Below are 10,368 nucleotides of genomic sequence, written 5' to 3' on the forward strand. Positions count from 1 at the left end.
ATGGACGGTTGGACGTATCAGACGTCGTGGTTGTCCGTGTACGGGATCAGCGCCAGGAAACGGGCGCGCTTGACCGCCGTGGACAGCTGGCGCTGGTACTTGGACTTGGTGCCGGTGACGCGGCTCGGCACGATCTTGCCGTTCTCGGTCAGGTACTGGCGCAGGGTGTTGAGATCCTTGTAGTCGATCTCCTTCACACCTTCAGCCGTGAACTTGCAGAACTTGCGGCGACGGAAGAACTTGGACATGAGCTGACTCCTTATTCGGCAGAGGCGGCGTCGTCGCCGGCTTCTTCATTGTTGGAATTGGCAGCTTCTTCGTCGTCACGACGACGGCGCTCGCCACGCTCGGGCTTGTCGCCCTTCTCGTCCTTGCTCTTCATGATCAGCGACTGCTCGGTCTCGGCCTCGTCACGCTTGATGACCAGGTTGCGCAGCACGGCGTCGTTGAAACGGAAGCTTTCGGTCAGTTCGTTCAGCACCGACTGGTCGGCTTCGATGTTCATCAGAACATAGTGGGCCTTGACCAGGTTCTGGATCGGGTACGCCAGCTGGCGGCGGCCCCAGTCTTCCAGGCGGTGGATCTTGCCGTTGCCGCCCTCGACCAGCGCCTTGTAGCGCTCGACCATGGCCGGGACCTGTTCGCTCTGGTCCGGGTGGACCAGGAACACGACTTCGTAATGACGACTCATGTTTTTCTACCTTTCGGATGTAGCCCTGTCGGGCCGGACAGCCCCCCGCACGCAACGCGGTGGGGCAAGGACCCCCGCACCGGAGGCGCAGGGAGCCGCGCATTATCCACCGCCCCCGGCCTGCGGGCAAGCCACCCCGTGCCGGACAGCCTTCCACCCGGACCTGCCGGCCGCCCGGCGCGCCGTGGCCGCGCACCGCCGGTAGGCCGGCGCCAGGCACCGGCCAGGCGGGCAATGGCCTCAGCGGTGGGTTTCGTCGGTGGTGAAGCTCTCGCCGCACCCGCACTCGGCGGTGGCGTTCGGGTTCCTGAACAAAAAGGTCTCGCTCAGGCCCTGCTTGCCGAAATCGATCTCGGTGCCGTCCACCAGCGCCAGGCTCTCGGCGTCGACGAAGATGCGCACGCCGTCCTGCTCGAACACGGTGTCGTCCTGGCGCTGTTCGCGCGCCAGGTCGGTGGTATGGCCCCAGCCGGAGCAGCCGGTGCGGGTCACGCCGAAACGCAGGCCCAGCGCGCCGGGGGTCTGCTCGACGAAGCGCTGGACGCGGGCGAAGGCGACGGGAGTGAGATGGATGGCCATGGGCATGCGACTCCGGGGATTGCGGGGCGATTATAGGAAAACCCGGCTGTACCGGCCCCGGATGGCGGATCCCTCGCCTGTCCGGCCGCGCAGCCGCTAGAATTCCGTGTTCACAGATCGAGTCGATCAGCAGAGGATTCAAGTCATGACGGTGGTCAGCGTTGCGCACGCCCTGGCCGGGAAGATCCCGGAAGGCGGAGAAGTCACGGTTCGCGGTTGGGTTCGCACGGTCCGTGCCTCCAACGGGCTGGCCTTCGTCAATGTCAGCGACGGCTCCGGCTTCGCCCCGATCCAGGTCGTGGCCACCGACGCGCTGGCCAATTTCGACGATATCAAGCGCCTGACCCCGGGCTGCTCGGTCATCGCCACCGGCAGGCTGGTCAAGTCGCAGGGCAAGGGCCAGAGCTTCGAGATCCAGGGCCAGGGCCTGGAGATCGTCGGCTGGGTCGAGGACCCGCTGACCTATCCGATCCAGCCCAAGCCGATGTCGCCCGAGTTCCTGCGCGAAGTGGCGCACCTGCGCCCGCGCACCAACCTGTTCGGCGCCGTCACCCGCATCCGCGACTGCCTGGCCAAGGCCGTGCACCGCTACTTCCACGAGAACGGCTACTACTGGATCAGCACGCCGATCATCACCACGTCCGATGCCGAGGGCGCCGGGCAGATGTTCCGCGTCTCCACCCTGGACATGGCCAACCTGCCGCGCGGCGAGAACGGCGGCATCGACTTCAGCCGCGACTTCTTTGGCAAGGAGACCTTCCTGACCGTGTCCGGCCAGCTCAACGTCGAGGCCTACTGCCTGGCACTGAGCAAGGTCTACACCTTCGGCCCGACCTTCCGTGCCGAGAACAGCCACACCACCCGCCACCTGGCCGAGTTCTGGATGGTGGAGCCGGAGATCGCCTTCGCCGACCTGGCCGAGGACGCGCGCGTGGCCGAGGACTTCCTGAAGTACCTGTTCCGCGCCGTGCTCGACGAGCGCGCCGACGACATGGCCTTCATCGCCGAGCGCGTGCAGAAGGACGCCATCACCCGCCTGGAGACGTTCGTCAACGCACCGTTCGAGCGCATCGAATACACCGATGCGGTCAGCCTGCTGCAGAAGTCGGGCAGGAAGTTCGACTACCCGGTCGAGTGGGGCCTGGACCTGCAGACCGAGCACGAGCGCTGGCTGACCGAGGAGCACGTCGGCCGCCCGGTGGTGGTGACCAACTACCCCGAGCACATCAAGGCCTTCTACATGCGCCTGAACGACGACGGCAAGACCGTCGCGGCGATGGACGTGCTGGCCCCCGGCATCGGCGAGATCATCGGCGGCAGCCAGCGCGAGGAGCGCCTGGACATCCTCGACGCGCGCATGGCGCAGTTCGGCCTGGATCCGGAGCACTACCAGTGGTACCGCGACTTCCGCCGCTACGGTTCGGTGCCGCACGCCGGCTTCGGGCTGGGCTTCGAGCGGCTGGTGGTATATGTCTGCGGCCTGTCCAACATCCGCGACGCCATCCCCTACCCGCGCGCGCCGGGCTCGGCGGAATTCTGACAACGAGGAAGGAATGATGAGGAACGAGGAACGAACAACAGCCAGACCGGCGCAGCGGTACGCCCTTCCCTCGTTGTCCGCCTCCCCGTTCCCGCGCCGGCCATGACCCTGTTCCTGGCCCTGTGCTTCGTCGGCGTGGCCATCGCCGGGTTCAGCGCATTCCTGATCTTCTGGCCACTCACCCTGGTGCATGTCCGCGACCGCCACCCGGCGGTCGCCGCCGGCTTCGGCGACTTCGCCTTCCTCGACGGCAGTGCGCTGCGCTGGCTGGTCGGCGGCGGTTACCGCGCGCTCGACGACCGTGCGCTCAGCGGCCTGGCCACACCGGCGCGGATCGCCATGTGGGTGATCTGGGCCGGGCTGGGCATGGCCGGCCTGCTCTGGCTCTATTCCCTGGTACTGAAATGAACGACATCGACACCTGCGCCGACCAATGGTGGCTGGCCAGCCTCGGCACCACCCTGGTCTGGGCGCGCCTGCGCGTGCGCCCGGCCGGTACCGCCGAGGTGCTGGACAGTGACGGCAACACCCTGAGCTATGACAGCGAAGACACCGCGCGCGCGCAGCTGTTCGACGCCGAATTCGTCGCCTGGGACGGGCTGGACGAGGAAGATGCGCTGGCGCGTGGCTTCTCGCTGCACGAGGTGCAGCCGCCGCAGGCGGCCAGCGACGCCGGACTGCGCGGACGCATGGTGCAGTCACTGGGTGGGCGCGCCTGAGCGGCCGATGTTCACCCCGCGCGCCTTCGCCGAGCATGATCTGGTCTGGCTGGATCGCCTGCTGGAGCGCGATCCGTTCGTCACGCTGCTGACCACCGGCGCCGACGGCCTGCCCGAACTGGCCCGGCTACCGGTGCTGTACCGGCGCGACGGCGAACGCATCGAGTTGCGCGGCCACTGGGCCCGGGCGAACCCGCAGGCGCGCGATACCGGCGCGGCCAAGGTGCTGGTCGATGGCCCGCACGGTTATGTGTCGGCCAGCTGGTACCCGGACAAGGACAGCGCCGCGCGGGTGCCGACCTGGAACTACGCCAGCGCCGAACTGCGCGGCCACCTGGAACCCTTCGACGGCGAGGACGCGCTGGCCGCGCTGGTCGGCGCGCTCAGCGAGCGGTTCGAGGCCGCGGTCGGCCAGGCCTGGCGCTTCGAACCGGAGCGCGACGAGCAGCGCCGCCAGCTGCGCGGCATCGTCGGCTTCCGCTTCCACGTCGAACAGGTCCAGATCAAGCTGAAACTGAGCCAGAACCATCCCGACGCCAACCAGCAGGCGGTGATCGCCGCACTGGAACGGCTGCCGGACCCCGCTTCCCATGAGCTGGCGCAGTGGATGCGCCGGCACCGCGAGCAGGCCGCCACCGGCGACTGAGCGCCCCGATTCCCGACAACGCGGCCACCGCGGCCGCGCCTTCCTACCCATCAACGTCAGGGACACCCGAGATGAAAGACATCCACAAGCTGCTGCAGAACAACCGCGAATGGGCCGACCGGATCGCCCGGGAAGACCCCGAGTTCTTCCAGCACCTGGCCAAGCAGCAGCACCCGGAATACCTGTGGATCGGCTGCTCCGATTCGCGCGTGCCCGCCAACCAGATCATCGGCATGGCGCCGGGCGAGGTGTTCGTGCACCGCAACGTCGCCAACGTGGTGGCGCACAGCGACCTGAACTGCCTGAGCGTGGTCCAGTACGCGGTCGACCAGCTCAAGGTGAAGCACATCCTGATCGTCGGCCACTATGGCTGCGGCGGCGTCCACGCCTGCCTGCACAACACCCGCGTCGGCCTGGCCGACAACTGGCTGCGCCATGTCGGCGACGTGGTGCAGAAGCACGCGGCGATCCTCGATGCGATCGATGACGACGAGCTCAAGCATGCGCGCCTGTGCGAACTGAACGTGATCGAGCAGGTCGCCAACCTGTGCCGCTCGACCATCGTCGAAGACGCCTGGGCCCGCGGCCAGAAGCTGATGGTGCACGGCTGGGTGTACAGCCTCAAGGACGGCCGCGTCAGCGAGATGGGGATCGACGTGGGCGCATCCGAAGACCTGAAGCAGGCCTACGAGAACGCCCTGGCCTTCGTACCGCGCCAGGGCCGGCGCGACTGACCGACCGGAACCGACCATGCTCGCCGCGCCCATCAACCTGCACGCCTGGATCGAGGACAACCGCCACCTGCTCAAGCCGCCGGTGGGCAACAGGATGATCGACAACGGCGACTTCATCGTCATGGTGGTCGGCGGCCCCAACGCGCGCACCGACTTCCACTACGACGAAGGCCCGGAGTGGTTCTACCAGCTCGAGGGCGAGATGGTGCTCAAGGTGCAGGAGGACGGCGCGGTACGCGATATCCCGATCCGCGCAGGCGAGATCTTCCTGCTGCCGCCGCGGGTGCCGCATTCGCCGCGGCGCCCGCCCGGCGGCATCGGCCTGGTGGTCGAGCGCAAGCGCCTGCCGCACGAGCTCGACGGCGTGGCCTGGCATTGCGAGCAGTGCAACCACAAGCTGTACGAGGAGTTCTTCCACCTGGGCAACATCGAGACCGACCTGCCCAAGGTGTTCGACCGCTTCCATTCCTCGCTGGCGCACCGCACCTGCGGGGCATGCGGCGCGCTGCATCCGCTGCCCGCCGTGCAGGACTGAACGGCCGGCGCGCACGACGAGCGCGGCCACTGCCGGGGTTGCAACCGTGTCCCGCGGCCGGGCGGTACACTGCGAGCACGTTTTCAATGCGCGCGCCCCGATGAACGAACTCCTGTCCCCGGCCCACGCCACTGCGCTCGATGCCGCCGATCCGCTGCGCCACCTGCGCGGCCAGTTCCTGTTCCCGCAACACCAGGGGGCCGACCAGGCCTACTTCGTCGGCAACTCGCTCGGCCTGCAGCCGCGCGGCGCGCAGGCGATGGTGCAGGAGGTGATGGACCTGTGGGCGCGCATCGCGGTCGAAGGCCATTTCACCGGCCCGACCCACTGGATGAACTACCACCGCCTGGTGCGCGACGCGCTGGCCCGCGTGGTCGGCGCGCAGCCGGTGGAAGTGGTGGCGATGAACACGCTGAGCGTGAACCTGCACCTGATGATGGTCAGCTTCTACCGGCCGACCCGCGAGCGCCCGGCGATCCTGATGGAAGCCGGCGCGTTTCCCACCGACCGCCACGCGGTCGAAGCGCAGATCCGCTTCCACGGTTTCGACCCGGGCACCGACCTGATCGAAGTGCAGCCGGACCAGACCAACGGCACGCTGTCGATGGCCGCGGTCGAGCAGGCATTGGCCGAGCACGGCAGGCGGGTGGCGCTGGTGCTGTGGCCGGGCGTGCAGTACCGCACCGGCCAGGCATTCGACCTGGACGCGATCACCCGGCTGGCGCGCGCGCACGGCGCCAATATCGGTTTCGACCTCGCCCATTCGGTCGGCAACATGCCGCTGGCGCTGCATGAGGTGGCCCCCGACTTCGCGGTGTGGTGCCACTACAAGTATCTCAACGGCGGCCCGGGCGCGGTCGCCGGCTGCTTCGTGCATGAGCGCCATGCCCGTGACACCACCCTGCCGCGCTTCGCCGGCTGGTGGGGCCACGAGCAGGCCACGCGCTTCCGCATGGCCCCGGAGTTCGTACCCGAGCTCGGCGCCGAGGGGTGGCAGCTGAGCAATCCGCCGGTACTGGGACTGGCGCCGCTGCGCGCGTCGCTGGAGCTGTTCGACCAGGCCGGCATGCAGGCGCTGCGGGCCAAGTCGCTGCGGCTGACCGGCTACCTGGAAACGCTGGTACGCGCGCGCCTGTCCAGCGTGCTGCAGATCATCACCCCCGCCGAGCCGGAGCGGCGCGGCTGCCAGCTGTCGCTGCGCGTGGCCGGCGGGCGCGAACAGGGACGCTCGCTGTTCGAGTACCTGCAGTCGGTCGGCGTGCTCGGCGACTGGCGCGAACCCGACGTGATCCGCATTTCCCCGACGCCGATGTACAACCGCTACCGCGACGTGCTGCGCTTCGTCGAGGAAGTGGAAGCCTGGACCGGCCCCTGATCCACCGGAAACACTGAATTGAACCCCTCCCCCCCGCGTCACCTGACCCTGATCGGCGCCGGCCTGGCCGGCTCGCTGCTCGCCATCCTGCTCTCCCGCCGCGGCTGGCGCGTCACCGTCTACGAGCGCCGTGGCGATCCGCGGGTGGCCGACTACGAAAGCGGCCGTTCGATCAACCTGGCGCTGGCCGAGCGCGGCCGCAACGCGCTGCGCCATGCCGGCGTCGAGGACGCGGTGATGGCGCGCACGGTGATGATGCGCGGGCGCATGGTGCACCCGCGCGATGGCGGCCCGCCGCAACTGCAGCGCTACGGCCGCGACGACAGCGAAGTGATCTGGTCGGTGCACCGCAAGGACCTCAACGTCACCCTGCTGCAGCTGGCCGAGGACGCCGGCGCACGCTTCCATTTCCACCGCCGCCTGCATACGGTGGATTTCGATGCCGGCTATGCGCGCTTCATCGACGACCGCGACGACAGCCCGCACGACATCCACTTCGACACCCCGCTGGTCGGCGCCGACGGCGCCGGTTCGGCGCTGCGCGCGGCGATGAACCGCAAGTCGCCGCTGGGCGAGCGCACCGAGTTCCTGGACCACTCCTACAAGGAGCTGGAGATCCCGCCCGGCGCCGATGGCGGCTTCCAGATCGAGGCCAACGCCCTGCACATCTGGCCGCGCGGCCGCTACATGTGCATCGCCCTGCCCAACGACGAAGGCACCTTCACCGTCACCCTGTTCCTGCCCAACGAGGGCGACCCGGGTTTCTCCAGCGTACGCAGCGGCGCCGAGGCCGAGGCGTTGTTCGCCCGCGAATTCGCCGACGCGCTGCCGCTGATCCCGCACCTGCGCCGGGATTGGGAGCAGCATCCGCCCGGGCTGCTGGGCACCCTGTACCTGGAACGCTGGCACCTGGGCGGCAAGGCGGTGCTGCTGGGCGACGCCGCGCACGCGATGGTGCCGTTCCACGGCCAGGGCATGAACTGCGCCTTCGAGGACTGCGTCGCACTGGCGGAACTGCTGGAGGCGCACCCGGACACCGCGCAGGCATTCGCCGCGTTCGAGAGCGAGCGCAAGCCCAACGCCGCGGCGATCCAGCAGATGGCACTGGACAACTACCTGGAGATGCGCGACCGCGTCGCCGACCCGGGCTTCCTGCTGCAGCGCGAGCTGGAGCAGGAGTTGCAGCGGCGCTGGCCGACGCGCTTCGTGCCGCACTACACCATGGTGACCTTCCTGCACACGCCGTATGCGCTGGCGCTGGAACGCACCCGGCTGCAGCAGCGGATCCTGGCCGAGGCCACCGCCGGCCATGCCAGCCTGGCCGGCATCGACTGGCCCGCGCTGGAGCACACCATCCTCGCCCAGCTGCCGGTACTGGAGGGCGCGCACTGATGGCACGCATCTGCCAGCGCCCAATCGCACCGGCATCGCGGCCACGGTAACCGCCCATGCCCGACACCTTCCTGTTCTACGACCTCGAGACCTTCGGCCAGGACCCGCGCCGCACCCGCATCGCGCAGTTCGCCGCGGTGCGCACCGATGCGCAGCTGCAGGTGGTGGAGGAGCCGGTGAGCTTCTTCGTCAGGCCGGCCGACGACCTGCTGCCCTCGCCCATCGCCACCCTGATCACCGGCATCACCCCGCAGCACGCGCTGGCCGAGGGCCTGGGCGAAGCCGAGGCGTTCGCGCGCATCAACGAACTGATGGCGCGTCCGCAGACCTGCACGCTGGGCTACAACACGCTGCGCTTCGACGACGAGTTCGTCCGCCACGGCCTGTTCCGCAACTTCTTCGATCCGTACGAGCGCGAGTGGCGCGGCGGCAATTCGCGCTGGGACCTGCTGGACATGCTGCGGCTGGTGCACGCGCTGCGCCCTGAGGGCATCCACTGGCCGCAGCGCGAGGATGGCGCCACCTCGTTCAAGCTCGAGCACCTGGCGCTGGCCAACGGCGTGCGCCAGGGCGATGCGCATGAGGCGCTGTCCGACGTGTACGCCACCATCGGCATGGCCCGCGCGTTCCGGCAGGCGCAGCCGCGCATGTGGGACTACGCGCTGAAGCTGCGCGACAAGCGCTTCGCCGCCAGCCTGCTGGACGTGGTGGCGATGCAGCCGGCGCTGCACATTTCGATGCGCTACCCCACCAGTCGCCTGTGCGCGGCGCCGGTGCTGCCGCTGGCGACCCACCCGCACATCGGCAACCGGGTGATCGTGTTCGACCTGGACGGCGATCCGCAGATGCTGCTCGACCTGTCCGTGGAGGAGATCGCGCAGCGGCTGTACACCCGCGCCGCCGACCTGCCCGAAGGCCAGCAGCGCATTCCGCTCAAGGAAGTACACCTGAACAAGGTGCCGGCGCTGGTGGCCTGGAATCATCTGCGCGCGCCCGACTTCGAGCGGCTGGGCATCGACCCGGTGGCGACCGAGTCACGCGCCGCGCAGTTGCGCGCACACGCCCCGGCGCTGGCCGAGAAGGTGCGCCGGGTGTTCGCCCGCGAGCGTCCGGCCGAGGGTCCGCCCGATCCCGATGGCGCGCTGTACGACGGCTTCCTGGCCGAGGGTGACCGGGCACAGCTGGCGCGCGTGCGCGCCTGCCCGCCCGAGGCGCTGGCGCAGATGGCCGACAGCTTCCGTGACCCGCGCCTGCCGGAGCTGTTGTTCCGCTATCGCGCACGCAACCACCCGCAGACCCTGGACGCCGGCGAGCGCGCGCGCTGGGACGGCTATCGCCGCCAGCGCCTGCTGGACAGCCCTGGGCTCGGCGAACAGACCCTGCCCGATTACTTCGCGCAGGTTCTTGCCCTGCGTACCGAACACCACGACAACCCCGCCGCGCTGGACCTGCTCGATGCACTGGACCAGTGGGGCCAGAACCTGCAGCAATCGCTATGAGCCGATACTTCAGCGACGCCAGTTTCACCTTCCTGCGCGGACTCGCCCGCCACAACGAAAAGCCGTGGTTCGCCGAGCACAAGCACGAGTACGAGGAACACGTGCGGCAGCCGTTCCTGCGCCTGATCGCCGATCTGCAACCGGACCTGGCGCAGGTCAGCGCGCATTTCCGTGCCGACCCGCGCACCGTCGGCGGCTCGCTGTTCCGCATCTACCGCGACTCGCGCTTCTCCAACGACAAGACGCCGTACAAGACCTGGCAGGGCGCGCGCCTGTTCCATGAGCGCCGCAAGCAGGTGCCGGCGCCGTCGTATTACATCCACCTGGCACCGGGCGAGAGCTTCGTGGGTGCCGGCATCTGGCACCCGGAGCCGGATACGCAACGCCGCATCCGCCAGTTCATCTTCGACAACCCCGGCAGCTGGAAGGCAGCTGCGCATGCGCCGGCCACGCGCCGCCGCTACGCGTTCGAGACCAGCGAGAAACTGGTGCGCGCACCGCGCGGGTTCCCGGCCGATTTCGAGTTCATCGACGACCTCAAGCATCGCAACTGGGTGCTGTGGCGCCAGTTGGACGACACGCTCATGACCGGCCCGCGGCTGCGCCAGAGCCTGGCCGCCGACCTCGCCGCGCACAGGTAATCGACGAACGGCCCCAG

At 68.8% G+C, this 10,368-nt stretch carries 13 protein-coding genes; 10 read left to right on the forward strand and 3 right to left on the reverse strand.

Features of this window, described 5'->3' with window-relative positions; all coding sequences use genetic code 11:
* Positions 1 to 17: 17 nt before the first annotated feature.
* The 3 genes from rpsR to ABB33_RS07990 form a co-directional block, all read right to left on the reverse strand.
* On the reverse strand, positions 18 to 248 hold the full coding sequence (rpsR, locus tag ABB33_RS07980) for a 30S ribosomal protein S18 (protein ID WP_054666474.1): 231 nt from the start codon (positions 246 to 248) through the stop codon (positions 18 to 20).
* 11 nt (positions 249 to 259) lie between these two features.
* Positions 260 to 691, reverse strand: a complete 432-nt coding sequence (gene rpsF / locus ABB33_RS07985; RefSeq protein WP_054666476.1) for a 30S ribosomal protein S6 — start codon at positions 689 to 691, stop codon at positions 260 to 262.
* A 240-nt stretch (positions 692 to 931) separates the two neighbouring features.
* Positions 932 to 1,270 (reverse strand): HesB/IscA family protein, encoded by a 339-nt coding sequence (locus ABB33_RS07990; protein ID WP_056931778.1) that lies wholly within the window; start codon positions 1,268 to 1,270, stop codon positions 932 to 934.
* 145 nt (positions 1,271 to 1,415) lie between these two features.
* Between ABB33_RS07990 and asnS the strand changes: the two genes are divergently transcribed.
* The 10 genes from asnS to ABB33_RS08040 all read left to right on the forward strand — a co-directional run bounded on the left by asnS (position 1,416) and on the right by ABB33_RS08040 (position 10,351).
* Complete coding sequence (asnS, locus tag ABB33_RS07995) at positions 1,416 to 2,810, forward strand: asparagine--tRNA ligase (RefSeq protein WP_054666481.1); 1,395 nt, start codon at positions 1,416 to 1,418, stop codon at positions 2,808 to 2,810.
* A gap of 102 nt (positions 2,811 to 2,912) precedes the next feature.
* Positions 2,913 to 3,218 carry a hypothetical protein gene (locus tag ABB33_RS08000; RefSeq protein ID WP_054666482.1) on the forward strand — a complete coding sequence of 102 codons (306 nt, stop codon included), beginning with the start codon at positions 2,913 to 2,915 and terminating at the stop codon, positions 3,216 to 3,218.
* Complete coding sequence (locus ABB33_RS08005; protein ID WP_054666485.1) at positions 3,215 to 3,529, forward strand: hypothetical protein; 315 nt, start codon at positions 3,215 to 3,217, stop codon at positions 3,527 to 3,529. The genes ABB33_RS08000 and ABB33_RS08005 overlap by 4 nt, the downstream gene beginning before the upstream one ends.
* Before the next feature lie 7 nt (positions 3,530 to 3,536).
* Positions 3,537 to 4,175: an FMN-binding negative transcriptional regulator gene (locus ABB33_RS08010; protein WP_056931779.1), complete on the forward strand. Its 639-nt coding sequence runs from the start codon at positions 3,537 to 3,539 to the stop codon at positions 4,173 to 4,175.
* A 71-nt stretch (positions 4,176 to 4,246) separates the two neighbouring features.
* Complete coding sequence (gene can, locus ABB33_RS08015) at positions 4,247 to 4,909, forward strand: carbonate dehydratase (protein ID WP_054666491.1); 663 nt, start codon at positions 4,247 to 4,249, stop codon at positions 4,907 to 4,909.
* A 16-nt stretch (positions 4,910 to 4,925) separates the two neighbouring features.
* Positions 4,926 to 5,444, forward strand: coding sequence for a 3-hydroxyanthranilate 3,4-dioxygenase (locus ABB33_RS08020; protein ID WP_054666494.1), 519 nt, complete (start codon positions 4,926 to 4,928; stop codon positions 5,442 to 5,444).
* 100 nt (positions 5,445 to 5,544) lie between these two features.
* A complete protein-coding gene (gene kynU, locus ABB33_RS08025; RefSeq protein WP_056931780.1) occupies positions 5,545 to 6,819 on the forward strand; it encodes a kynureninase in 1,275 nt (424 codons plus the stop codon).
* A gap of 18 nt (positions 6,820 to 6,837) precedes the next feature.
* A complete protein-coding gene (locus ABB33_RS08030; RefSeq protein ID WP_056931781.1) occupies positions 6,838 to 8,211 on the forward strand; it encodes an FAD-dependent oxidoreductase in 1,374 nt (457 codons plus the stop codon).
* 56 nt (positions 8,212 to 8,267) lie between these two features.
* Positions 8,268 to 9,710, forward strand: a complete 1,443-nt coding sequence (sbcB, locus tag ABB33_RS08035) for an exodeoxyribonuclease I (protein ID WP_056931782.1) — start codon at positions 8,268 to 8,270, stop codon at positions 9,708 to 9,710.
* The gene (locus ABB33_RS08040; RefSeq protein ID WP_056931783.1) at positions 9,707 to 10,351 is read left to right on the forward strand and encodes a DUF2461 domain-containing protein; all 645 of its coding nucleotides are present in this window, start codon (positions 9,707 to 9,709) and stop codon (positions 10,349 to 10,351) included. The genes sbcB and ABB33_RS08040 overlap by 4 nt, the downstream gene beginning before the upstream one ends.
* Positions 10,352 to 10,368 lie beyond the last annotated feature (17 nt).

This window comes from Stenotrophomonas acidaminiphila (assembly GCF_001431595.1).
In the GTDB taxonomy this organism is placed as follows: Bacteria; Pseudomonadota; Gammaproteobacteria; order Xanthomonadales; family Xanthomonadaceae; genus Stenotrophomonas; species Stenotrophomonas acidaminiphila.

Excerpts from the sequence above, each read along its gene's own strand:
- rpsR (WP_054666474.1), bottom strand. The coding sequence starts at position 248 with ATGTCCAAGTTCTTCCGTCGCCGCAAGTTCTGCAAGTTCACGGCTGAA.
- rpsF (WP_054666476.1), bottom strand. The coding sequence starts at position 691 with ATGAGTCGTCATTACGAAGTCGTGTTCCTGGTCCACCCGGACCAGAGC.
- ABB33_RS07990 (WP_056931778.1), bottom strand. The coding sequence starts at position 1,270 with ATGGCCATCCATCTCACTCCCGTCGCCTTCGCCCGCGTCCAGCGCTTC.
- asnS (WP_054666481.1), top strand. The coding sequence starts at position 1,416 with ATGACGGTGGTCAGCGTTGCGCACGCCCTGGCCGGGAAGATCCCGGAA.
- ABB33_RS08000 (WP_054666482.1), top strand. The coding sequence starts at position 2,913 with ATGACCCTGTTCCTGGCCCTGTGCTTCGTCGGCGTGGCCATCGCCGGG.
- ABB33_RS08005 (WP_054666485.1), top strand. The coding sequence starts at position 3,215 with ATGAACGACATCGACACCTGCGCCGACCAATGGTGGCTGGCCAGCCTC.
- ABB33_RS08010 (WP_056931779.1), top strand. The coding sequence starts at position 3,537 with ATGTTCACCCCGCGCGCCTTCGCCGAGCATGATCTGGTCTGGCTGGAT.
- can (WP_054666491.1), top strand. The coding sequence starts at position 4,247 with ATGAAAGACATCCACAAGCTGCTGCAGAACAACCGCGAATGGGCCGAC.
- ABB33_RS08020 (WP_054666494.1), top strand. The coding sequence starts at position 4,926 with ATGCTCGCCGCGCCCATCAACCTGCACGCCTGGATCGAGGACAACCGC.
- kynU (WP_056931780.1), top strand. The coding sequence starts at position 5,545 with ATGAACGAACTCCTGTCCCCGGCCCACGCCACTGCGCTCGATGCCGCC.
- sbcB (WP_056931782.1), top strand. The coding sequence starts at position 8,268 with ATGCCCGACACCTTCCTGTTCTACGACCTCGAGACCTTCGGCCAGGAC.
- ABB33_RS08040 (WP_056931783.1), top strand. The coding sequence starts at position 9,707 with ATGAGCCGATACTTCAGCGACGCCAGTTTCACCTTCCTGCGCGGACTC.